Here is a 22,696-nt window from a genome sequence, read left to right on the forward strand (position 1 = left end):
CACAAATATCGGAAATACGGTAACTCCTTGAACCCCCTCAGGTTTTCAATTTTTTCTTGACGGCTATTTCCGATAACCATGTCTGTCCCTCCTGTGGGAACGCCTGATTGAGATGCTCTGGCCGAACTTGTATCTGGTCTAGCTCGCCGATGATTTCCTGGAGCGCTCCCATGATGCTCTCCGTTTGTTTTAGGTCCCTGGTTTTTAGGTTGACCAGGTCGGTGTTTATGCCGGCAAGGAAGTCGCGGAGCGGCTGAACCTCGTTGGCAAAAATCGTTAGCTGCACTTCAAACATGGCTGGGTTATCAGCTAACACACCAGCACCTGCGCAGTGGCTGCAAACTCTCCATTGTCGGTCGATGGCTATCCCTGCGCATTGACTACAAAGCCTCACGAGCAGCTGTTGTCATCCGGCTAGCTCTTCGCTCGCTGCGGGCGCTCGCTCCGCTCATTCGCTAGCCTCCTGCCATCAGCTGTAGAGGTTGCGGGTACTCAAACGGATCAGTGATGGGCTCTGGTTCGATCTTGCGGCACATCACAACTAGATACTGTTTGTCTGCGACGATTTGAGCCATGCAGCGATTAACAGGCCTAACGGCAAAGCCAAGCTTCTCAAGCTCTCTCGATGTAATCGTGAAAGTGTCTTTGCCGTCTTGAGCTTCAAAAATGTAGTGCTGGCGCTCGCCGTATGTGCCGTGGCCGGTGATGCGTGTCAGTTGGAACTGTGGTTGATTCGCTAAAGAAACGACGATGCCATCCCGAGCAAGAGCAGTCGTACTAGCAGCATGACGGACACCATCACTAACAGAAAGATCAAGATTCTTCGGAACACTACTCGCCACAGAATCTTTAACAGGCGCCCTATCGGCTTTGCGGCCTTCAACAACAGAGACCATAGCCATTCCAAAAGCAAGGAAGCCAAATAGCATAATCGCGAGATAGAAAAGTAGCTTCGGGCTTTTGAAAATCTTGAGGCCAACCAGTGAGTCTCTGTGTTCGCCGGTTTCTGTGGACTTGTAGCATTTCCAGATTCTGGGGTCTGCTTTGTACTCGCGCGCCTGGATGACGTGAGAAAGGGATTTTCCGCTGTTCTCTGGGTCATGCTTGACCTCCTTCCAGCATGGTTTGAACTTCCAGGGAAGCACGCCGGTCATGTTGCGGTGACGGAATGCAAACTCGGTATTAAGACGCAGCTCTTTGTGAACCTTGCCGATATTCGGAGAGACTAAAAACACATCCCAATTGAAGTGTCTGTGCCGCTCGAAGGCTTCCCATAAGGTGCTTGGGCGTTCGATGTGTTGGGTGTTGCCCTCGGAATCTGTCCAGGCAACCGGCTCAACATTGTCATCGGGTTTGATAGTGACCGAGTTTGGATCGAAGCCGCCCCGCCCTTCCCTATAAAGTGTTTGGCACTCATCCAAAACCAGGAGTGCGGCAAAGGGTGCCCAGTGAAACCAGCGCGCTAGATAATCCTTGGCTTCGTCATTGCCTTGGGTATCGATATATAGAAGCTCCGCATCCTGGGGAATGTTTACGCCCAGGGCTTCGCAGATGCGGTCAATGCAGTCGAAGCCTTTGATGTTGGTGATAACCGTGCGCCCTTCCTGCAAAGCAGGAACGGCGAAGCGCTGTACAACGCCAAAGGACTTAAAAGAACCGTTTGGGCCGTGGTGGATTGCAATCGCCATTACCAGCCCACCATGGAAAGAATAAATCGGGTTGTGGCCGCGTTCAGCAGTATGTTGATGCAATCCACCAGCCGGAAATAGTTGATATAACCCATCGTCTGAGAGTCAACGCCGCTAAAGGCTTGGCTCACTAATTGGCTCATCTGGAAGCTGTCGAGAATGGTCGAAGCTACTTCCCAAGCCATTTCGGCGGTCCAGATCTTCATTTCGATATACAGCGCAGCAAACCAAAGCAAGGCTTGCTCAAAGAATGAATCAGATTCTTCCTTGAGGTTGCCGAGCCAATCGGCGATCCATTGCAAAGATTCGAAAACTTCCATGGTTAACGCCTCAGTAAAATTAGAGCTGCGAGGAAGGCGCACGCGGCATAGAAAACGTTGCCAACGTTGCCGAGCTGGGGAGCAAATTTAGAAATAGAAAAATCGACATCCTGGCCCATGATGTTGCGGTGTTCGCTAGGTAAAGAGCCACCGCCCGAGGGCAGATCGAAGTCGAGCTTTGATTCAATCTCGCTTTGAATGGTGTTGACTGTGTCTTGCCAATCTTCCTCGGCTTTGTCGTAGCGATCTTGCGCATCTGAGGAATATTCGCCGGCTTCTGGCTCGGTAAAGTCGCCGGCGCACATGGTGTACCACTGCTGTAAAACTAAAGCGCACTGGGCATCATCGCCCGTACAGGTGGGCGCTAGATCACAAGATTCTGAGGCTGTGGCATCGCCGTCGCCGTCGCAATCGCTTTCATTTTCACTGTCACAATTGCCATCACCGGAACCATTGCCATCGCCGCCGCCATCGCCAGAGCCTGAGCCGTCGCCACTGCCAGAGCCATCCCCGGAGCCATCCCCGGAGCCGGAACCGTCGCCACTGCCAGAGCCATCCCCGGAGCCATCCCCGGAGCCGGAACCGTCGCCACTGCCGGAGCCGTCCCCGGAGCCCGAACCGTCGCCACTGCCAGAGCCATCCCCGGAGCCATCCCCGGAGCCCGAACCGTCGCCACTGCCAGAGCCATCCCCGGAACCATCGCCGGAACCATCGCCGGAACCATCGCCGGAACCATCGCCGGAACCATCGCCGGAACCATTACCTGCCGTGCAGTCTCTGCCGGTTACGAGCCCTTTGCCTGTGCAGTAGTTGCTAAAGCAAACGTTTGAGCCATAGGAAGAGACTTCGCAGCCTTTATTGCAAATGTTTTGAGGGGTGGAGTCGCCGTTATGGGGGAAGCTTGCAGAGCCAATAATTTCGCCGGCTCGGTCCGCACAATCTTCGCGGCAGAGGCCGTTTTCGTCTGGTGTCGTACCTTCTGGGCACTCATCATAATAATATCGATAAGAAACCGCCGAATAATTTTCAAGGTGGGGGTCTGGGGGAAGAGATGAGCAAGAGCCCCCGTATTGATAAGCGCTGACAGACCCGCTGTCTAAATTGGTTAGCTGTACATAGTCATAATAAGGGGTGGACGCTGAATTATGTTGTAAGCAGGGGGATACGCTCCCCGCGGCAGCTGCACAAGCGTCTCGCGCTTGGTTCCAAGCCTCGTAGGTTCCTACAACGGTGTCCGTACAAGAGGACACTTGCGCATTTGATGAAACCGAAAAGAAGAATAAAAAAAGACAGGCGAAAAACCGGGCCGCCTTTGCGGCCCACCTTGAAACGCTATCGATTGGAAAACCCAACATAGAAAGCTCCTATCGATAGCATTACAAGAAAAACGGTCGTGAGCACGGTTAGCCTTTTTTGAGCATGGAGATAACCATGTTCACACCGACAACCAGGGCAACCAGACCAACAACACCGGCAACGGCTGCAGCTACTGCGGTGCCGCCTGCGGTGTAGGCCGCATCGATGTCAGCGGTGTCTACTGCATAGGTTTGCGCAGAGGCAACCAGGGCAGTTGCTGCTGCGGCCATTTGGGTTTTTTTGGTGCGGATGAATTGAGTCAAAATTATCATTGGTAGCTTCCTTGGTTTAAGCGCGTCGCATCGTTGACACGACATAGTTAAGGGCTACCCCACCGATGAAAAAAGTGAGGGAGCCAACTGATAACACCCCGTACAGTTGAAGGTCGAAGGTGAACAGTTCGGTCATAACGGAGGCCAAGTTATTGATGGCCGCCGTTAGGTTTTGTATGTCCTGGGACGTTGGGTCCATCAGGCTGCTTTTTTGCTATCTACGGGCGCACACTTGCCGTCACCCTCGAAGTAGGTTGTGAAGTTGCCGCCGTTCTTCCATGGCTGAATCCAGATGGGGGCTGTAACTTCATTGCCGCGCAGTTTTTCGTAGTACGCGGGCAGACCGGCGTTGAGCTGGTCACGGCTCACTTGAACATCAGTGATTACGGTTTCGCCCTGATAGCCGTTGGCCTTGGGGGATTCGAAACCGACATAGGTAATTAAGTAAGGGTTGCCGTCGCGGTCTTTCTTGGTTACTTGCTTAACGCCGACAATTGTTCCGCGGATCATGTAAGACATAGTTCGAGCTCCTCTCGATCAAATGATTTGGCCCAATTGAGCCTTGCAGGTACGCCCCCGGAAACGCCCAGGGAATTAAAGATTTCGTTAGGAGAGAAACCGCCCTTGTCATGCAGCAGGCCAAGCAACTTGCCGTAGGCGGTGCGGGCGCATTGGACTAGGTGGAGGACGGTTACTTGCGCCTTTTCGCGAACGGTGCGGATCACCTCGCGGGCGGCAGATATCCAGTTAAGTGCGGGATAGGATCCAGCCAGATAGGCTGCGGGTTCCCGCAGTGCGTCGAGCGGAATTTCTCGGTGTTTGCTCTTAAATTCGATTTCCCATCGAACCCAGCGAGACAAGGCGTCGCCAAGTTGTTTGCCTTTTTCGTAGACCCGTAAGAATTTGCCATTAGCACGATTGCCAACGTTTAAGGTGCAACCGTTACCGCTGCCCATGTCATCAATGTAAGTAGAATTCGGGGGTCTGCCGCTGGTAGTGAAGGCGCCATCTACGTAAAGCTGCTTCGCATCATCGACTGTGCGAGAGCCTTCGTGATCGTCGTAGGCAATGTCCAGGCGGGTAATGCGCAGGTTTTCGAAGAGTGCGAGCTTGTCGGCTACCCTGCCCCAGTCTTGAACCTGTGTGCATCCCTCGCCGCTGATGTAAACCTGAAATCTGGCCGGAACTGTACGGATGGTGCCGTCTGGCATGGGTACAGAATCATTGCCACCCCATGCAACAAAGCCATGATTGTCATTGAATGGGCGGCTATGCTGGAAATTATTGCGGCCCTTGTCTGCCTGCTCACCTAGTGAAAAAGGTAAGACTTGGCGAAGGAAGGTCCAAATAGATTCAAGCGGGCTTTGATCATAGCCGGCCCCATTTTTTGGGTAGGTGGTATGAACATCTGCGATAGGAATCGTGAAGGACAGTGTATCGATCAGGATTTCGCCGCTATCGCGGCAAGGGTTTTGTGGTGTACCGGAGTGAAAGGGACTTTCACCCCGTATTACTGACGGGGTGCAACCAGCACCGTTGCGCTGTGATCCTACATTGTCCATAATTTGATCCGTTCATTCCTACTGAACACAAAAAGCCCCGTTGGCGCGGGCATCGGGAGAATTGGCGTTCTCCCATCGAAACCCGAGTAGTTGGCGCTACTCGGGTTTTTTATTGGCTCAAAGTTGATTGGCGTCAACCTTGTCAATCCCAATATATTGTGATTTTTTAATACAAAGAAGTTTGTCTGTCAACCTTGGCGCGGAAATACACAATTATGATTAGCAGGTCACAGGAAATTGGGATTGACCAAATGTCGGCGCTAGGAAACAACGTCAGGCGTATAAGAAAAGAGGTAGGGATTTCGCAACAGCAAGTTGCAGACGCGACGGGAATGTCGAAGAACACAATTTCAAACATTGAAACAGGAAAGACAGCAGCCAACTCAAACTCTGTTCTCAAAATATCAAAGGCGCTGGGCTGTACAGTTGATGAGCTGATGAAGGGCGTTGAAGAGGGATGGACTGGAACGGAGGGCGATCACATCAACAGGCTGTGTGAGGAGCTAAAGCAGCTACCTGACGAAGGGCGCAAACAGATAGTGCACACACTACAAGCATTAATTGTCTACTGGAAATACAGGCAAGAAGACTAACCGCCCTTACCCCGGGAAACCGGGGTAAAGTGTGGGTGTAACTGAGACCCACACTTGCTATCGCCTCGCTTCGCTCGTTGCTGGGCAACGCCGTCAAGCCGAGCAAGCACGGCCCGCCGACGCAGCCCGGGATTTAAGCGGCCGCCAGGCTCTATAAATATTTATATCTACAAAAACACTAATTGCAAAACAGCAGGCGTAAGTACTTGATATCAAAAGGATATAATTTTGCTCTGCCTGGTGTTTTTGATGGGAGCGCCGAAATTTTCATAACTCCTCAATATCCATTTGTGCCTCTTGGTCTACCGCCTTCCTAACTAGCGATGGTCTAGCAATTCTGTGCAGGGCCTGAATTCTTACCATGCGCGTAATTGAATAACTCTTTGGATAGCGTGCGGCCTCTTCTCTAATCCATGTGCGGCACTCTGCCTCTTCTCGGAAATCGCAAAGTAATAGCGCATATAAATCTTCGTCGATACTGACGCTCGTTGAGATTTCGTCCTTGGTTTTTACGGGAATTATCACGGAAGCCATTTGTATCTCCTTATAAATATTTATAGGTGGAGTGTATATAAATATTTATAAGGTGACAATATAAATATTTATATTGGGCGTACTTTCTAACTTGAAGAAATAGGGGTTTTAAATGTGGTGGGGAATTATTTATAGGTGGGTTCTATTGGGTTGACGGGCTTAATCAATTATCACAAATATCGGAAATACGGTAACTCCTTGAACCCCCTCAGGTTTTCAATTTTTTCTTGACGGCTATTTCCGATAACCATGTCTGTCCCTCCTGTGGGAACGCCTGATTGAGATGCTCTGGCCGAACTTGTATCTGGTCTAGCTCGCCGATGATTTCCTGGAGCGCTCCCATGATGCTCTCCGTTTGTTTTAGGTCCCTGGTTTTTAGGTTGACCAGGTCGGTGTTTATGCCGGCAAGGAAGTCGCGGAGCGGCTGAACCTCGTTGGCAAAAATCGTTAGCTGCACTTCAAACATGGCTGGGTTATCAGCTAACACACCAGCACCTGCGCAGTGGCTGCAAACTCTCCATTGTCGGTCGATGGCTATCCCTGCGCATTGACTACAAAGCCTCACGAGCAGCTGTTGTCATCCGGCTAGCTCTTCGCTCGCTGCGGGCGCTCGCTCCGCTCATTCGCTAGCCTCCTGCCATCAGCTGTAGAGGTTGCGGGTACTCAAACGGATCAGTGATGGGCTCTGGTTCGATCTTGCGGCACATCACAACTAGATACTGTTTGTCTGCGACGATTTGAGCCATGCAGCGATTAACAGGCCTAACGGCAAAGCCAAGCTTCTCAAGCTCTCTCGATGTAATCGTGAAAGTGTCTTTGCCGTCTTGAGCTTCAAAAATGTAGTGCTGGCGCTCGCCGTATGTGCCGTGGCCGGTGATGCGTGTCAGTTGGAACTGTGGTTGATTCGCTAAAGAAACGACGATGCCATCCCGAGCAAGAGCAGTCGTACTAGCAGCATGACGGACACCATCACTAACAGAAAGATCAAGATTCTTCGGAACACTACTCGCCACAGAATCTTTAACAGGCGCCCTATCGGCTTTGCGGCCTTCAACAACAGAGACCATAGCCATTCCAAAAGCAAGGAAGCCAAATAGCATAATCGCGAGATAGAAAAGTAGCTTCGGGCTTTTGAAAATCTTGAGGCCAACCAGTGAGTCTCTGTGTTCGCCGGTTTCTGTGGACTTGTAGCATTTCCAGATTCTGGGGTCTGCTTTGTACTCGCGCGCCTGGATGACGTGAGAAAGGGATTTTCCGCTGTTCTCTGGGTCATGCTTGACCTCCTTCCAGCATGGTTTGAACTTCCAGGGAAGCACGCCGGTCATGTTGCGGTGACGGAATGCAAACTCGGTATTAAGACGCAGCTCTTTGTGAACCTTGCCGATATTCGGAGAGACTAAAAACACATCCCAATTGAAGTGTCTGTGCCGCTCGAAGGCTTCCCATAAGGTGCTTGGGCGTTCGATGTGTTGGGTGTTGCCCTCGGAATCTGTCCAGGCAACCGGCTCAACATTGTCATCGGGTTTGATAGTGACCGAGTTTGGATCGAAGCCGCCCCGCCCTTCCCTATAAAGTGTTTGGCACTCATCCAAAACCAGGAGTGCGGCAAAGGGTGCCCAGTGAAACCAGCGCGCTAGATAATCCTTGGCTTCGTCATTGCCTTGGGTATCGATATATAGAAGCTCCGCATCCTGGGGAATGTTTACGCCCAGGGCTTCGCAGATGCGGTCAATGCAGTCGAAGCCTTTGATGTTGGTGATAACCGTGCGCCCTTCCTGCAAAGCAGGAACGGCGAAGCGCTGTACAACGCCAAAGGACTTAAAAGAACCGTTTGGGCCGTGGTGGATTGCAATCGCCATTACCAGCCCACCATGGAAAGAATAAATCGGGTTGTGGCCGCGTTCAGCAGTATGTTGATGCAATCCACCAGCCGGAAATAGTTGATATAACCCATCGTCTGAGAGTCAACGCCGCTAAAGGCTTGGCTCACTAATTGGCTCATCTGGAAGCTGTCGAGAATGGTCGAAGCTACTTCCCAAGCCATTTCGGCGGTCCAGATCTTCATTTCGATATACAGCGCAGCAAACCAAAGCAAGGCTTGCTCAAAGAATGAATCAGATTCTTCCTTGAGGTTGCCGAGCCAATCGGCGATCCATTGCAAAGATTCGAAAACTTCCATGGTTAACGCCTCAGTAAAATTAGAGCTGCGAGGAAGGCGCACGCGGCATAGAAAACGTTGCCAACGTTGCCGAGCTGGGGAGCAAATTTAGAAATAGAAAAATCGACATCCTGGCCCATGATGTTGCGGTGTTCGCTAGGTAAAGAGCCACCGCCCGAGGGCAGATCGAAGTCGAGCTTTGATTCAATCTCGCTTTGAATGGTGTTGACTGTGTCTTGCCAATCTTCCTCGGCTTTGTCGTAGCGATCTTGCGCATCTGAGGAATATTCGCCGGCTTCTGGCTCGGTAAAGTCGCCGGCGCACATGGTGTACCACTGCTGTAAAACTAAAGCGCACTGGGCATCATCGCCCGTACAGGTGGGCGCTAGATCACAAGATTCTGAGGCTGTGGCATCGCCGTCGCCGTCGCAATCGCTTTCATTTTCACTGTCACAATTGCCATCACCGGAACCATTGCCATCGCCGCCGCCATCGCCAGAGCCTGAGCCGTCGCCACTGCCAGAGCCATCCCCGGAGCCATCCCCGGAGCCGGAACCGTCGCCACTGCCAGAGCCATCCCCGGAGCCATCCCCGGAGCCGGAACCGTCGCCACTGCCGGAGCCGTCCCCGGAGCCCGAACCGTCGCCACTGCCAGAGCCATCCCCGGAGCCATCCCCGGAGCCCGAACCGTCGCCACTGCCAGAGCCATCCCCGGAACCATCGCCGGAACCATCGCCGGAACCATCGCCGGAACCATCGCCGGAACCATCGCCGGAACCATTACCTGCCGTGCAGTCTCTGCCGGTTACGAGCCCTTTGCCTGTGCAGTAGTTGCTAAAGCAAACGTTTGAGCCATAGGAAGAGACTTCGCAGCCTTTATTGCAAATGTTTTGAGGGGTGGAGTCGCCGTTATGGGGGAAGCTTGCAGAGCCAATAATTTCGCCGGCTCGGTCCGCACAATCTTCGCGGCAGAGGCCGTTTTCGTCTGGTGTCGTACCTTCTGGGCACTCATCATAATAATATCGATAAGAAACCGCCGAATAATTTTCAAGGTGGGGGTCTGGGGGAAGAGATGAGCAAGAGCCCCCGTATTGATAAGCGCTGACAGACCCGCTGTCTAAATTGGTTAGCTGTACATAGTCATAATAAGGGGTGGACGCTGAATTATGTTGTAAGCAGGGGGATACGCTCCCCGCGGCAGCTGCACAAGCGTCTCGCGCTTGGTTCCAAGCCTCGTAGGTTCCTACAACGGTGTCCGTACAAGAGGACACTTGCGCATTTGATGAAACCGAAAAGAAGAATAAAAAAAGACAGGCGAAAAACCGGGCCGCCTTTGCGGCCCACCTTGAAACGCTATCGATTGGAAAACCCAACATAGAAAGCTCCTATCGATAGCATTACAAGAAAAACGGTCGTGAGCACGGTTAGCCTTTTTTGAGCATGGAGATAACCATGTTCACACCGACAACCAGGGCAACCAGACCAACAACACCGGCAACGGCTGCAGCTACTGCGGTGCCGCCTGCGGTGTAGGCCGCATCGATGTCAGCGGTGTCTACTGCATAGGTTTGCGCAGAGGCAACCAGGGCAGTTGCTGCTGCGGCCATTTGGGTTTTTTTGGTGCGGATGAATTGAGTCAAAATTATCATTGGTAGCTTCCTTGGTTTAAGCGCGTCGCATCGTTGACACGACATAGTTAAGGGCTACCCCACCGATGAAAAAAGTGAGGGAGCCAACTGATAACACCCCGTACAGTTGAAGGTCGAAGGTGAACAGTTCGGTCATAACGGAGGCCAAGTTATTGATGGCCGCCGTTAGGTTTTGTATGTCCTGGGACGTTGGGTCCATCAGGCTGCTTTTTTGCTATCTACGGGCGCACACTTGCCGTCACCCTCGAAGTAGGTTGTGAAGTTGCCGCCGTTCTTCCATGGCTGAATCCAGATGGGGGCTGTAACTTCATTGCCGCGCAGTTTTTCGTAGTACGCGGGCAGACCGGCGTTGAGCTGGTCACGGCTCACTTGAACATCAGTGATTACGGTTTCGCCCTGATAGCCGTTGGCCTTGGGGGATTCGAAACCGACATAGGTAATTAAGTAAGGGTTGCCGTCGCGGTCTTTCTTGGTTACTTGCTTAACGCCGACAATTGTTCCGCGGATCATGTAAGACATAGTTCGAGCTCCTCTCGATCAAATGATTTGGCCCAATTGAGCCTTGCAGGTACGCCCCCGGAAACGCCCAGGGAATTAAAGATTTCGTTAGGAGAGAAACCGCCCTTGTCATGCAGCAGGCCAAGCAACTTGCCGTAGGCGGTGCGGGCGCATTGGACTAGGTGGAGGACGGTTACTTGCGCCTTTTCGCGAACGGTGCGGATCACCTCGCGGGCGGCAGATATCCAGTTAAGTGCGGGATAGGATCCAGCCAGATAGGCTGCGGGTTCCCGCAGTGCGTCGAGCGGAATTTCTCGGTGTTTGCTCTTAAATTCGATTTCCCATCGAACCCAGCGAGACAAGGCGTCGCCAAGTTGTTTGCCTTTTTCGTAGACCCGTAAGAATTTGCCATTAGCACGATTGCCAACGTTTAAGGTGCAACCGTTACCGCTGCCCATGTCATCAATGTAAGTAGAATTCGGGGGTCTGCCGCTGGTAGTGAAGGCGCCATCTACGTAAAGCTGCTTCGCATCATCGACTGTGCGAGAGCCTTCGTGATCGTCGTAGGCAATGTCCAGGCGGGTAATGCGCAGGTTTTCGAAGAGTGCGAGCTTGTCGGCTACCCTGCCCCAGTCTTGAACCTGTGTGCATCCCTCGCCGCTGATGTAAACCTGAAATCTGGCCGGAACTGTACGGATGGTGCCGTCTGGCATGGGTACAGAATCATTGCCACCCCATGCAACAAAGCCATGATTGTCATTGAATGGGCGGCTATGCTGGAAATTATTGCGGCCCTTGTCTGCCTGCTCACCTAGTGAAAAAGGTAAGACTTGGCGAAGGAAGGTCCAAATAGATTCAAGCGGGCTTTGATCATAGCCGGCCCCATTTTTTGGGTAGGTGGTATGAACATCTGCGATAGGAATCGTGAAGGACAGTGTATCGATCAGGATTTCGCCGCTATCGCGGCAAGGGTTTTGTGGTGTACCGGAGTGAAAGGGACTTTCACCCCGTATTACTTTCACCCCGTATTACTGACGGGGTGCAACCAGCACCGTTGCGCTGTGATCCTACATTGTCCATAATTTGATCCGTTCATTCCTACTGAACACAAAAAGCCCCGTTGGCGCGGGCATCGGGAGAATTGGCGTTCTCCCATCGAAACCCGAGTAGTTGGCGCTACTCGGGTTTTTTATTGGCTCAAAGTTGATTGGCGTCAACCTTGTCAATCCCAATATATTGTGATTTTTTAATACAAAGAAGTTTGTCTGTCAACCTTGGCGCGGAAATACACAATTATGATTAGCAGGTCACAGGAAATTGGGATTGACCAAATGTCGGCGCTAGGAAACAACGTCAGGCGTATAAGAAAAGAGGTAGGGATTTCGCAACAGCAAGTTGCAGACGCGACGGGAATGTCGAAGAACACAATTTCAAACATTGAAACAGGAAAGACAGCAGCCAACTCAAACTCTGTTCTCAAAATATCAAAGGCGCTGGGCTGTACAGTTGATGAGCTGATGAAGGGCGTTGAAGAGGGATGGACTGGAACGGAGGGCGATCACATCAACAGGCTGTGTGAGGAGCTAAAGCAGCTACCTGACGAAGGGCGCAAACAGATAGTGCACACACTACAAGCATTAATTGTCTACTGGAAATACAGGCAAGAAGACTAACCGCCCTTACCCCGGGAAACCGGGGTAAAGTGTGGGTGTAACTGAGACCCACACTTGCTATCGCCTCGCTTCGCTCGTTGCTGGGCAACGCCGTCAAGCCGAGCAAGCACGGCCCGCCGACGCAGCCCGGGATTTAAGCGGCCGCCAGGCTCTATAAATATTTATATCTACAAAAACACTAATTGCAAAACAGCAGGCGTAAGTACTTGATATCAAAAGGATATAATTTTGCTCTGCCTGGTGTTTTTGATGGGAGCGCCGAAATTTTCATAACTCCTCAATATCCATTTGTGCCTCTTGGTCTACCGCCTTCCTAACTAGCGATGGTCTAGCAATTCTGTGCAGGGCCTGAATTCTTACCATGCGCGTAATTGAATAACTCTTTGGATAGCGTGCGGCCTCTTCTCTAATCCATGTGCGGCACTCTGCCTCTTCTCGGAAATCGCAAAGTAATAGCGCATATAAATCTTCGTCGATACTGACGCTCGTTGAGATTTCGTCCTTGGTTTTTACGGGAATTATCACGGAAGCCATTTGTATCTCCTTATAAATATTTATAGGTGGAGTGTATATAAATATTTATAAGGTGACAATATAAATATTTATATTGGGCGTACTTTCTAACTTGAAGAAATAGGGGTTTTAAATGTGGTGGGGAATTATTTATAGGTGGGTTCTATTGGGTTGACGGGCTTAATCAATTATCACAAATATCGGAAATATTGGGCTTGTAACAAGCCCTCTAGCTTAGTGACTTTCTTACATCGCCAGCTTAAATCAGCTTTCTGGGCTCTTCTCCTTCTTCATGCTAGAAATCACTATTCCCTAAGCAAGTACCGAATTAGATTGACAGCTCAAGGCTAGATTCCAGATATTACTTCAACGCCACATGATAAAGGTCTTATGACATGGAATATCACCATATTAAATATGAGCAAAATGGCCCTGTAACCATCGTTACTTTTAACCGTCCAGAGGTTAAGAACTGCATTGGGACACGCGCTCACCGCGAGCTGGTGGATGCTTTCGATCGCTTTCGTACTGATAAGGGAGCTAAAGTTGCGGTAATCACCGGCGCTGGCGATTCTGCATTTTGTGCAGGGGGTGATTTGAAAAGCAATCTTGCTGCAACCGAACCCACCAATCACCCCGATCCTGACGAGGCTGTTTTATGTCCTGTAGAACCCGCTGATATTGCCCGGCATAATCGAGGTGAAGCTCCAGGCATTATAGGTCCATCCCGCTGGACCGATATTTATAAGCCTATCATTGCGGCTGTGAACGGAATTGCTTATGCGGGTGGCTTTGAGTGGGCATGTTTTGCTGATATGCGGATTGTAGAAGAACACGCATCCTTTGGTATGACTTGTCGTCGTTGGAATATCGGCTTAGCCGATGGTGGTACTCAGCGTCTGCCGCGTATTGTTGGTATGGGGCGAGCGCTGGAGTTAATCATCACGGGAAAAGTTATTAATGCTGAAGAAGCGTATCGCATTGGGTTAGCCAACGAAGTGGTGCCAAAGGGAGCCGCATTAGATCGTGCCGTTGAGTTAGCACAGTATATCTCCACCCTTCCCCAGCCAGCGATTCACTCTGATAAAGAAGCCGCCATTCGTGGTTATGGAAAGGATCTTGATGAAGGCCTACGAATTGAGGCTGAGTGCTTTAACCGATTATTCAGCGACTCTGAATCCAAAGCAGAGCTGTCCGAAGGCTTGAGGCGCTTTAACGAGCGCGATCATCCTGACCGAGTGCGAGGACAAGCCAAAACACCCGGTATTATTCGTAGCGAAATGGAGTAATTACGATAAACCAAAAGAAGGCTGTATTTGTAGTAGAGGCCCATAGTGGCTATATGGGCCTCATTACTTTGGTGAATCAGTGGGGTTCTTATCGTCACTTTTATGATCTGGACAGGCGCCCTCTTCCCAAGGCCCAGTCTTTATTAGACGCTTGAATCGGATACATGTTTTTTATTTGCTTTTGCGCTCAACCATTCGAATCCATATCCTTACTCCAAGCCATTGGCAAAAACGCATCATCGAGACTGACATTCAGATTGTGGGTAGAGTAATTCGAGAGTACTTTTAGGCTGGTTCCAACTATCACCTCTAGAATCGTCTCTTTCGTATAACCTGCTGCAAGAAACGCCTCAACCTCTTCTTCTGTAGCCCATCCACGTTTCTCATTGATAATGACACTGAATGCTCGGAGCGCTTCGAGTTTAGGGTCATCGAGTGTTTTGCCGCTACGCAGCGCCTTGATTACATTTTCATCTACACCAGCCATTTTGCAAACTGCGGTATGCGCAGCCATGCAGTAGGTGCAACCGTTAAGGCGGCTGTTTGTCATCAGGATTATCTCTCGCTCCGTTTCGCTCAAGCGAGAGTTATCAAATAATCCCATAAGTGTTAGATAGCTCTCTACCATTACAGGTGATTCGGCCATGGTTGCCATTAGATTGGGTACAAATCCCATTTTCTTTTTAGCGGCTTCTAGAGTTTGCTTAGAGGCTTCTGGTGCTGTTTCAATTGTGTAACGTGTAAAATTGACCATGAGTCTTACCATATAAGTTGGGTTTTACGGTGCTCGATATCGATTTATATTGAGTGCTCGCACCTCTTTGGCGCTAGTCAGCGCTAAAGAGGTGGAGTTGTTTACATACTATGCAGTTGTAGACTGACTCAGCTTTTCAAGTACGGGAAATAAGTCGCTGGGTTCGGGGCGACGCGTATAGTCAGGATTCACCTCCGCATATGCGATTGTTCCATCGGTATCTATGACATATCTTGCTGGCATAGGTAAGTTCCACGCGCCGTCACGATGGATGGTCGGGAGTTCGACTTTGAACACCTTGTGGAACTCAATTACATAAGGTTGTAATGTCCAGCGGATACCAAATTTTTCAGCAAGCTTTCCACTTTGATCAGTCAGAATTGGGAAGCTTAACTTGTTATCTCTCTGAGATTTGCGGCTTTCAGCGGGCCCTTGCATGGAAATAGCAGCCAGCGTTGCGCCACGCGCTTTGATCTCTGCAGCAACTTCTTCTAACGCTTGCAGCTCAATATTGCAGTAAGGGCACCACACGCCTCGATAGAACGTTAGAATAACGGGCCCTTTGGTAAGGAGTTCTTCCAGGGCAACGTCGTTACCTTCTGAATCTGGCAATGTAAAGTATGGGACTTTCTCCCCTACTTTAATCGAACGCTCAACTTGGCCACTAGCAGCCAATTCCTTGGATGATCTGGCAAAGGCTTCAAATGCTCCTTCCGGGGCCTGTTGCTTAAATACTTCTTTGAAAGCATCTAGTTTGTCTTGAAGAGACATAACCTATTCCTCTAATGGTTTAAAGTTTGGAAGCGCGAGCTTTGGGTAAGCCTTCGATGGGCCAAGAGGCGACGTGCTTAACTCTCCAATTGGCCTCTATGCAGGTACTTACGCCAAACCACTATTGGGAAGATTAGTTACTTTGATTTGCGCTATAAACATGCTATTTTGAAACTCATTGTATCCATTAGGGACACAATCTGTGTTTCAACAAGCCCATTTGAACGAAATAGTCGTATTTATTGCCGTAGCCGAACACGGAAGCTTTACAAAGGCAGCGGCATCATTGAACTCAACCAAATCAGGCGCTGGTAAGGCAGTTAAGAAGCTTGAGGAGGAATTGGGTCTTAAGCTATTCAACAGAACCACTCGAAGTATCAGGCTGACAGAAGAAGGCAAAATATTTCTGGATGCCGCAAAACATGCGTTAGAAACAATCAATGAGGCCAGGCTTTTGCTGCATGCCAGGAAGGATGAGCCTGCCGGACGATTGCGTATCAATTTGCCAATAGGAATAGGCCGAAATATTGTCAGTGCTTTAAAGGGGTTCACGCAGTTGCACCCCAAGGTTACGGTCGAGGTCTCTCTTTCAGATAGCCTGGAGGACGCTATTAAAGGAGAATGGGATGTCGTTGTTAGAATTGGCGAACTAGAAGATAGTTCTTTTATCGCAAAAACATTATGCGGATCTAGACGTATTTTGTGTGCTTCGCCTGAATACCTTTCCCAGAAAGGTAAACCTAAGAATTTGGAGGAGCTGAGAGAGCATGATGCTCTTGTTTTCAGAGCGCCTACAGGAAAAGTAAGAGCCTGGTCATTTCGAGAAAATGATGACTCAATTACTGAATTCTCCCCTTCCCCGCTGGCAATTTTTAGAGATGGACGAACACTGATAGATGCAGTAGTCGCTGGTATGGGTATTGCTCAGGTATATGATACTGCTCTCGGTTCTTCTATTCAGACTGGCGAAGTTATTGAGTTGTTTCCTGAGAAAGTAGTACCCGGTCCACCGGTTAGTGCACTGATTCCCAGTGGTAGAGCGATGCCTGCGAAAACGAGAGTTTTTATCGATTTTCTACAAAGCGTGCTGGATTAGGATTTAGGGTGTCAGGTGAAATCGCAGAATAATTTCATAAAGAGAACCCCCTCTCTAGTTCTAGAAAGGGGGAGATTGGTTGACGAAAACCTTCTGGTTGTTAAGTTTGGGCCTTTCGCTAAGCAATGCTTTTAAAGGTTGGTTTGTCCTTTTCTAGCTGTGGTGCTGAGTCAGCAAAAACATGCAGGAAAGTCGTAGGATTTGGGCGTCTGCGATAATTGTCGGTCTCATCTCCGAATAGAACCTTGCCACCTTCGTCCAGTGCTATCACCGTAGCCATAACAGTATCCTTAGGGTACCCAGGCATTCCTGCAGGAGAACCGCCAATATCTTCAATGCCTAAGGCTTTAGCACCCATTAGGTTGTCATCTTGAAGAATTTCAAAATGACCAGGCAGGTCAAGCTTGTCGGCTAACTTCCTTGAGTTGTCGTAGCCTTGGTTAGAGATAAACTTTACCTTCACATCATATTGCTTAAGTGTCTCAGCATACTTCTTCACTTCTTTTAACTGGTTCATACAGAATGGGCACCAGTTGGCTCTAAAGAACACTAATAGTGTTTTAGATTCGTCAAAAGAGGTGGAAGACACACTTGATTTATCTAATCGATTAAAGTTCATTTCAGGCAGTTTTTGGCCTTTTGATATGGCTTTGCTCTTTTTACGGTTGTAGACGGAGAATGACCAGATATACCAGTGAAGGGATAGGAAGCCCAGAGCAGCAGCTGCAATAGGAATGTATAGAGACAAGGACATTGGAGCCTGGTTCGAATAAGTTGAATAAGCAACCAATGCAACTCCTATAAAGTTAACGGCTTGAATAATTGGTAATCTTTCTGATGTTCTTGAAATGCTGAACACATTTGTTAAGACCATCAAGAAAAATGGTAAAGGCAGGGTCGCTAAAAGTGCGCCGACCCAAACCGGATCGCCACCAGATATATAGATCATGATGCCGGACCCTACTCCGCCAAGCATGTTTAATAGAATCATTGGTAAAATAAGTTTTGCTTTCATTTCAAGCTCCTGAAGCGTTGGGTTTATGTCCAAAACTTGCGATCTATCCTAGTACATCACATTGACTCAATAATCAGTTCGAATAGAGAAACAATGTTGCGAAAACGGATACAATTGAATTTATTTTATCGATCTATTAGTTGTGGCTGGCATGAGTAACTTACACTCAGTTCTAGCAGGAATTTAGTATTTCTTAACAAATAAAGGAGCTAGTAAGCTGGAAGAAGGTGTAAAGATGTAGACAAGATCAGACCACGATCTGACAGATCGTCTTGAATAAGAAGGGTTTATCGGTTTTGATGAAAGTGCCTAAACCTAAAAGCAAAACCAAAGATAAACCCCATGATCCATACTAATGATCGCATCATCAAACATTAACTGCTAGGTGATTTCGATTGCAATACCACTCCAAACGTAACTATGCCTTCCAGCGTTTTGATGGCGCAACGTTCGCCATCCAATATCAGCCCTCCAAACTGGTTGATCTTCATTCGGGTTATAATATTTGATTGTGGACCCATCCTTGGCAACCAGGATATTATGGAAACCCATTTCATGAGCAGACCCAGGGGAAGGGCCTCGAAACATCATAAAAGCGCAATTGTAAAAGGTGTCGGCACGCAAGTTCCTCGGCATTCCCCCATTACTAGCTGGCTGTATAAGATTTGTAAACAACGCATTATAATCATTTCTATTGGCCGCCTGCGCGAATTGAAGGCACATGTCTTTCTGAGTCGCGTCATATAAAATCCGACCGGTACGCCCAGGGCACTGGGTATTCACATAGTTTCGCACACGCATCGGCGAACTATTGTTGGCCGCCACTAAGGGATGGTCAGCACCGTTTGGCATAGGAGGTAGGTCCGCATTCTGCCATTTGACGGCGTTCCACAGAGTCCCTTCCACAAATGCCTGTGGCCTTGGTGCACGGATGTCGTATCCTGACACTGCGATCTCGGTGCAGTGAGCGGCGCAAGAGTTGCCGACCTGGCTGGGTAAAGTTTTTAGATGCAACATCAAAATTTCCTTTTTTGTTATGTCTGATAGTGAGAGTAGTGAATCCAGTGTACCAATTTGATAGGCATAATATATATAACGGAGTGGAAAAGAATAATACGAGTTATTACGTAATCCTCTCCTCGATGACGCTGATTGGCTGTAACAAAATTGAATTGATTACGGCGATGCTGATCGTTGTAACAGCTAACGAATTTCTGTGCTCAGACCCTGGCATCTCGTACATTTTTGCTTGTAGTGCATTACCTGCATTACCCGGTAGAGCAACCTCACTTGAAAGCTGCCTTGCTGTACCTTAATAATGCTGTACTTTTGAATCTACACCGGCCTTTTTTGAGATTTCCTTCTCTATCCGTAACTGCTTACTTTCTCGTCGTAATCGATATAATTTCGAAATTTCACTCAGAGTGCAGTCAAACTAAAGTAACTCATTCTTGAGTAAGTAGCGGCTGCGATGGATTGAGGCGATGATTCCTTGCGGAAGATCTATGCTTACAAAAACAAGGGTTTTCATCGTTTATTTTGAAAAATGAGCTTAATTAAGCTTCTGGATGTTTAATGTAATAAGGGAGCAATCCAAAGGCCATCTGGTACTGGCTATGTTGTTTGATCCAAAGGTTCCTGGAAGTCAGTAAAGCTCAGTTATACAACTTAATCCTTAACAGACGAGTCCATATTTTTATTGGATTCTAAGCTCCAGCATTATTCTCTATTATATGTCGTATTAACTAATGTATCTTTGAGCCCAGGCTCCAATAACATTGCCGACATATTCAGCATCTGATTTCTTCATAAGCAAGTGATCGGCTTTATCTAAGGAAATAAAACTTTTTGGATGGTGCGCGGCGCTAAATATTTTTGCAGCATGATCAATAGAAACAGTGCTATCTAGTGGTGAATGCATAACTAGTAAAGCTTTCCTTAATTCCTTAAGGTTAACCAAGATGTCTGCTTCATTTATATCGTCGATAAACTGCTTTTTAAGTGTAAACTCTCGGCCAGCAAGCACCACTTTTGCCTGTCCTGTTTTATTGATGTTATCGAGCTCATCTTTAAACATATGTTGGATATGTTTTACATCACTTGGAGCGGCTATAGTAACAACAGCTTTAGCTGTCTTTAGCATACCAGCGGCTTTTAATACGGCAGCACCACCAAAACTATGCCCAATTAGCAATTTTGGCGCTTCAAAGCGGTTTTTAATTTCATTGCAAGCACTAAGTAAGTCTTCAACATTAGATGAAAAGTTAGTATTGGAAAAATCTCCATCACTGTTACCTAACCCAGTAAAATCAAATCTTAATACTGATATTCCTTTGCTAGTCAATGATTTGCTAATAGCGCTCGCAGCAATGATATCTTTTGAGCATGTGAAACAATGTGCAAAAATTGCATAGGCCTTTGGGTTCCCGGTGGAATTTTCTAATTTACCCTTTAATTCTACACCGTCACGATTTGGGAAATTAAATTCCATAATATTATCCAATATATATTGATGAATTACTTCAACTTTTCAGCATACTTCTTCACTTCTTTTAACTGGTTCATATTGAGGTAAAGACGCCCCATTGTCCGCTCCAGTTACTTCAACTATTGCATGGACCTACAAAGCCGCATTCGACTTTGCCAAAGTAATTAATGCTTGTATCGCCTTCTATCCGAATCAAGTGGTAACCGAAAAGGTTGAGGCCTTATTATGACAGTATAAAAATTGGTGATTACACCGGTATAAGATAGATGGCTATTTGGACTGTATCAATCAATCCATATGACTGCTGGAATATAGGAATTCCACGGATTTCCGTGAAGGCCTAATGCCCTTAAAGAAAATAGAAACTTTGCGATTCGTTATACTTCTCCACCTTTCTGCAAGCACTTGTAGCGAAGGATCACCCCGCCCGATTTAAGGGCGTCCGCCCGCATGAGTTCAAAATTCTTCTGGATGGCGTCAGCTTTGAAGAGAGGTGAGCCTGCTCCAAGCACGATGGGGGCAAGGCATATCCTGTATTCGTCTACCAAGCCCCTTGCGAGCAGAGTAGCTACAAGGTCTGCGCTTCCGAAAACGAAGATATCTCTCTTCCCTGTCTCCCTCTTCAGCGCGCGAACGTGTTCGCCGGCCTCGCCTTTTAAAAGGCGAGTGTTTGACCAATCGGCGGTTTCAAGTGTGCGAGTGATGACAGCTTTCTCAAGTGAGTTCATCATGTCCGCAACCGCCCCCGTTTCATTCCTCCAATGACTGGCCATCCCCTCATAGGTGCAGCGTCCAAACAACAAGGTGCCGATTTCATCGCCCTGCTGAAGAGAGAAAGCTTCTAACTCGTCGCCCCACACTGTTCCGTGATGGTCCAACGCCCAGGGCGCAGTGCCTTCAAAGTACCCGTCCAACGTCATCACATTCCAAACAACTAAACGCCTCATATCCTGTTTCTCCTAAACAAGCGATTGAGTAGATGAATTCTTCCCTTTGTAGCTGGATGATGTGTGGCAGGCACCCGTATTAGCCATATTCGTTGTGTCTACGCCACCAATGATATGGCTGTGTCTGCTGAGTGCCGTCGGGAGCCGCTTCCCAGTTTTCCTGGCGGCCGAGCGGTGTGAGATCCAAAAGAGTCCACACCGTGCCAAGTGTTTCGACACCTCGGCCGTTAGTGAAATAGGTTCGATAGAGGTCCTCTCCATCGCGGAAGAAAACGTTGATACCAAATCCGGTAGCCACATCTAAATCAGCGTTGAAGCTGTCCTTGGTTTCATACCAGGGGATGGCCCAACCCATACGTTTCTTGAATGCCTCTATCTCAACGATCGGCGCTTTTGACACTAAGACGAGAGAGGTGTCTCGGGCATGCAGATGGGCAAGATGAGGGATCTGATCGGCGACCATGCAGCAGCCTTCGCATGGGCTGGGATCAGCGGGCTTCAACATATGGTGGTAAACGATGAGTTGTGAATGGTCATCGAACAAGTCAGCCAGAGTCGCAGTGCCCCCTGGACCCTCAAAGGCATAATTTTGTTCGATCTTCACCCAACCCGAATACCGTCGTATTTCTGCCATCTGGTCGTGCGCACGGGTCAGCTCCTTTTCTGCTTTGCGGAGTTCAGCGAGTTCATCCTTCCAGGCCTCCGGTGACAGGATCTGCCGGACTACTCCGGAGATCTCCTTAGTTTTCCTGCTCTGAATTAAAGCCATAATCAGCTCCAGATCTTGAGTAAAGTTGAGAAGAGTACTTCCCCATGAACTCATACTTCCTCGGCGGCTGCCTCTATCGTGGCGATATCGATCTTACTCATGGACATCATCGCCTTAAAGGCACGCTTCGCTTTGTCACGATCAGAGTTCGTTGTCAGATCCAGAAGCTGTCTTGGTGTAATTTGCCACGAGTGGCCCCAGTGATCCTTGCACCAACCACAGGCGCTTTCTTGTCCACCATTACTGATGATCGCCTCCCAGTAGCGGTCGGTTTCTTCCTGATTCTCGGTGACAACCATGAAACTAACGGATTCATTTGGCCTGAAATTCGGACCGCCATTCAGACCAATAAACTTGCGCCCGAGTACGGTAAATTCGACAGTCAGTTCACTGCCTTCCTGACCGCCAGGGTAGTCGGTCACCGCTTGATTAACTCGATCTACATGACTATCTGGAAAAGTTGCGGCGTAGAATTCCGCCGCCTTCTTTGCTTCGCCATAGTCAAACCACAGGCAGTTTACGAGTTCAGTCATATGTATTCTCCTATGCTTTGGACAGTATGCGGTCTCTTCACCGTCAGCTTTGAAGGTTGCTGCAATGCGCTCCATATCGTAACTGCGCCCTGGTTCAGGTTTGATAAAGACCCCTGCCCCTTTGGTATTTGTGATGAATGGCGGTCTCGGTACCCTCTCGAGGAGGATGTTCTGTTACCTCACTCGGCATGATAAATATCGTCTAGAACTGCTTAGTC

General features: G+C 48.8%; 29 protein-coding genes. 4 read left to right on the forward strand and 25 right to left on the reverse strand.

Features of this window, described 5'->3' with window-relative positions; translation table 11 throughout:
* Positions 1 to 37 precede the first annotated feature (37 nt).
* The 8 genes from ACJJIV_RS00005 to ACJJIV_RS00040 form a co-directional block, all read right to left on the reverse strand.
* A complete protein-coding gene (locus tag ACJJIV_RS00005; protein WP_444890265.1) occupies positions 38 to 316 on the reverse strand; it encodes a hypothetical protein in 279 nt (92 codons plus the stop codon).
* Between the two features lie 139 nt (positions 317 to 455).
* The gene (locus tag ACJJIV_RS00010; RefSeq protein ID WP_444890266.1) at positions 456 to 1,688 is read right to left on the reverse strand and encodes a zonular occludens toxin domain-containing protein; all 1,233 of its coding nucleotides are present in this window, start codon (positions 1,686 to 1,688) and stop codon (positions 456 to 458) included.
* The gene (locus ACJJIV_RS00015; protein ID WP_444890267.1) at positions 1,688 to 2,008 is read right to left on the reverse strand and encodes a DUF2523 family protein; all 321 of its coding nucleotides are present in this window, start codon (positions 2,006 to 2,008) and stop codon (positions 1,688 to 1,690) included. Before ACJJIV_RS00015 ends, ACJJIV_RS00010 begins: the two co-directional genes overlap by 1 nt.
* Before the next feature lie 2 nt (positions 2,009 to 2,010).
* On the reverse strand, positions 2,011 to 3,363 hold the full coding sequence (locus ACJJIV_RS00020; protein ID WP_444890268.1) for a hypothetical protein: 1,353 nt from the start codon (positions 3,361 to 3,363) through the stop codon (positions 2,011 to 2,013).
* A gap of 48 nt (positions 3,364 to 3,411) precedes the next feature.
* Positions 3,412 to 3,636, reverse strand: coding sequence for a hypothetical protein (locus tag ACJJIV_RS00025; RefSeq protein WP_444890269.1), 225 nt, complete (start codon positions 3,634 to 3,636; stop codon positions 3,412 to 3,414).
* Positions 3,637 to 3,652: 16 nt separating this feature from the next.
* Complete coding sequence (locus ACJJIV_RS00030) at positions 3,653 to 3,835, reverse strand: hypothetical protein (RefSeq protein ID WP_444890270.1); 183 nt, start codon at positions 3,833 to 3,835, stop codon at positions 3,653 to 3,655.
* Positions 3,835 to 4,155: a DNA-binding protein gene (locus ACJJIV_RS00035; protein ID WP_444890271.1), complete on the reverse strand. Its 321-nt coding sequence runs from the start codon at positions 4,153 to 4,155 to the stop codon at positions 3,835 to 3,837. The genes ACJJIV_RS00030 and ACJJIV_RS00035 overlap by 1 nt, the downstream gene beginning before the upstream one ends.
* Positions 4,143 to 5,198 carry a replication initiation factor domain-containing protein gene (locus ACJJIV_RS00040; RefSeq protein ID WP_444890272.1) on the reverse strand — a complete coding sequence of 352 codons (1,056 nt, stop codon included), beginning with the start codon at positions 5,196 to 5,198 and terminating at the stop codon, positions 4,143 to 4,145. The genes ACJJIV_RS00035 and ACJJIV_RS00040 overlap by 13 nt, the downstream gene beginning before the upstream one ends.
* A 251-nt stretch (positions 5,199 to 5,449) precedes the next feature.
* Here ACJJIV_RS00040 and ACJJIV_RS00045 point away from each other — a divergent pair, with 251 nt between their 5' ends.
* Positions 5,450 to 5,791: a type II toxin-antitoxin system RelB family anti-toxin gene (locus tag ACJJIV_RS00045; protein WP_444890273.1), complete on the forward strand. Its 342-nt coding sequence runs from the start codon at positions 5,450 to 5,452 to the stop codon at positions 5,789 to 5,791.
* Between the two features lie 267 nt (positions 5,792 to 6,058).
* On the opposite strand, the gene ACJJIV_RS00050 is transcribed toward ACJJIV_RS00045, so the two are convergent.
* From ACJJIV_RS00050 to ACJJIV_RS00090, 9 genes are all read right to left on the reverse strand, one after another.
* Complete coding sequence (locus tag ACJJIV_RS00050; RefSeq protein ID WP_444890274.1) at positions 6,059 to 6,325, reverse strand: hypothetical protein; 267 nt, start codon at positions 6,323 to 6,325, stop codon at positions 6,059 to 6,061.
* 208 nt (positions 6,326 to 6,533) lie between these two features.
* A complete protein-coding gene (locus tag ACJJIV_RS00055) occupies positions 6,534 to 6,812 on the reverse strand; it encodes a hypothetical protein (protein WP_444890265.1) in 279 nt (92 codons plus the stop codon).
* Positions 6,813 to 6,951: 139 nt separating this feature from the next.
* A complete protein-coding gene (locus ACJJIV_RS00060) occupies positions 6,952 to 8,184 on the reverse strand; it encodes a zonular occludens toxin domain-containing protein (RefSeq protein WP_444890266.1) in 1,233 nt (410 codons plus the stop codon).
* The gene (locus ACJJIV_RS00065; protein WP_444890267.1) at positions 8,184 to 8,504 is read right to left on the reverse strand and encodes a DUF2523 family protein; all 321 of its coding nucleotides are present in this window, start codon (positions 8,502 to 8,504) and stop codon (positions 8,184 to 8,186) included. The genes ACJJIV_RS00060 and ACJJIV_RS00065 overlap by 1 nt, the downstream gene beginning before the upstream one ends.
* A gap of 2 nt (positions 8,505 to 8,506) precedes the next feature.
* Positions 8,507 to 9,859: a hypothetical protein gene (locus tag ACJJIV_RS00070; RefSeq protein ID WP_444890268.1), complete on the reverse strand. Its 1,353-nt coding sequence runs from the start codon at positions 9,857 to 9,859 to the stop codon at positions 8,507 to 8,509.
* A 48-nt stretch (positions 9,860 to 9,907) separates the two neighbouring features.
* A complete protein-coding gene (locus ACJJIV_RS00075) occupies positions 9,908 to 10,132 on the reverse strand; it encodes a hypothetical protein (protein ID WP_444890269.1) in 225 nt (74 codons plus the stop codon).
* 16 nt (positions 10,133 to 10,148) lie between these two features.
* Positions 10,149 to 10,331 (reverse strand): hypothetical protein, encoded by a 183-nt coding sequence (locus ACJJIV_RS00080; RefSeq protein ID WP_444890270.1) that lies wholly within the window; start codon positions 10,329 to 10,331, stop codon positions 10,149 to 10,151.
* Entirely contained in the window at positions 10,331 to 10,651 is a 321-nt protein-coding gene (locus ACJJIV_RS00085; RefSeq protein ID WP_444890271.1) for a DNA-binding protein, read from the reverse strand. Before ACJJIV_RS00085 ends, ACJJIV_RS00080 begins: the two co-directional genes overlap by 1 nt.
* A complete protein-coding gene (locus ACJJIV_RS00090) occupies positions 10,639 to 11,652 on the reverse strand; it encodes a replication initiation factor domain-containing protein (RefSeq protein ID WP_444890275.1) in 1,014 nt (337 codons plus the stop codon). The genes ACJJIV_RS00085 and ACJJIV_RS00090 overlap by 13 nt, the downstream gene beginning before the upstream one ends.
* Before the next feature lie 309 nt (positions 11,653 to 11,961).
* Here ACJJIV_RS00090 and ACJJIV_RS00095 point away from each other — a divergent pair, with 309 nt between their 5' ends.
* Positions 11,962 to 12,303, forward strand: a complete 342-nt coding sequence (locus ACJJIV_RS00095; protein ID WP_444890273.1) for a type II toxin-antitoxin system RelB family anti-toxin — start codon at positions 11,962 to 11,964, stop codon at positions 12,301 to 12,303.
* A gap of 267 nt (positions 12,304 to 12,570) precedes the next feature.
* On the opposite strand, the gene ACJJIV_RS00100 is transcribed toward ACJJIV_RS00095, so the two are convergent.
* Positions 12,571 to 12,837: a hypothetical protein gene (locus ACJJIV_RS00100; protein ID WP_444890274.1), complete on the reverse strand. Its 267-nt coding sequence runs from the start codon at positions 12,835 to 12,837 to the stop codon at positions 12,571 to 12,573.
* Positions 12,838 to 13,211: 374 nt separating this feature from the next.
* Here ACJJIV_RS00100 and ACJJIV_RS00105 point away from each other — a divergent pair, with 374 nt between their 5' ends.
* On the forward strand, positions 13,212 to 14,105 hold the full coding sequence (locus ACJJIV_RS00105) for an enoyl-CoA hydratase-related protein (RefSeq protein WP_444890276.1): 894 nt from the start codon (positions 13,212 to 13,214) through the stop codon (positions 14,103 to 14,105).
* 187 nt (positions 14,106 to 14,292) lie between these two features.
* Here ACJJIV_RS00105 and ACJJIV_RS00110 read toward each other — a convergent pair whose 3' ends face one another.
* Both ACJJIV_RS00110 and ACJJIV_RS00115 read right to left on the reverse strand, forming a co-directional pair.
* A complete protein-coding gene (locus tag ACJJIV_RS00110) occupies positions 14,293 to 14,859 on the reverse strand; it encodes a carboxymuconolactone decarboxylase family protein (RefSeq protein WP_444890277.1) in 567 nt (188 codons plus the stop codon).
* Positions 14,860 to 14,967: 108 nt separating this feature from the next.
* Positions 14,968 to 15,630 (reverse strand): peroxiredoxin-like family protein, encoded by a 663-nt coding sequence (locus ACJJIV_RS00115; RefSeq protein ID WP_444890278.1) that lies wholly within the window; start codon positions 15,628 to 15,630, stop codon positions 14,968 to 14,970.
* A gap of 202 nt (positions 15,631 to 15,832) precedes the next feature.
* Here ACJJIV_RS00115 and ACJJIV_RS00120 point away from each other — a divergent pair, with 202 nt between their 5' ends.
* Positions 15,833 to 16,726, forward strand: a complete 894-nt coding sequence (locus ACJJIV_RS00120; protein WP_444886208.1) for a LysR family transcriptional regulator — start codon at positions 15,833 to 15,835, stop codon at positions 16,724 to 16,726.
* Positions 16,727 to 16,844: 118 nt separating this feature from the next.
* Here the strand turns inward: ACJJIV_RS00120 and ACJJIV_RS00125 are convergent, their stop codons facing one another.
* From ACJJIV_RS00125 to ACJJIV_RS00145, 5 genes are all read right to left on the reverse strand, one after another.
* Complete coding sequence (locus tag ACJJIV_RS00125) at positions 16,845 to 17,741, reverse strand: TlpA family protein disulfide reductase (RefSeq protein ID WP_444886207.1); 897 nt, start codon at positions 17,739 to 17,741, stop codon at positions 16,845 to 16,847.
* Between the two features lie 1,741 nt (positions 17,742 to 19,482).
* Complete coding sequence (locus ACJJIV_RS00130; protein WP_444890279.1) at positions 19,483 to 20,232, reverse strand: alpha/beta hydrolase family protein; 750 nt, start codon at positions 20,230 to 20,232, stop codon at positions 19,483 to 19,485.
* 374 nt (positions 20,233 to 20,606) lie between these two features.
* Positions 20,607 to 21,176 carry a dihydrofolate reductase family protein gene (locus ACJJIV_RS00135; protein ID WP_444884874.1) on the reverse strand — a complete coding sequence of 190 codons (570 nt, stop codon included), beginning with the start codon at positions 21,174 to 21,176 and terminating at the stop codon, positions 20,607 to 20,609.
* Between the two features lie 79 nt (positions 21,177 to 21,255).
* Complete coding sequence (locus ACJJIV_RS00140; protein WP_444890280.1) at positions 21,256 to 21,945, reverse strand: DUF899 domain-containing protein; 690 nt, start codon at positions 21,943 to 21,945, stop codon at positions 21,256 to 21,258.
* Between the two features lie 50 nt (positions 21,946 to 21,995).
* Positions 21,996 to 22,478, reverse strand: a complete 483-nt coding sequence (locus tag ACJJIV_RS00145; protein ID WP_444886205.1) for a VOC family protein — start codon at positions 22,476 to 22,478, stop codon at positions 21,996 to 21,998.
* Positions 22,479 to 22,696: the final 218 nt, after the last annotated feature.

The organism is Microbulbifer mixtoriginis (SeqCode) (assembly GCF_052466765.1).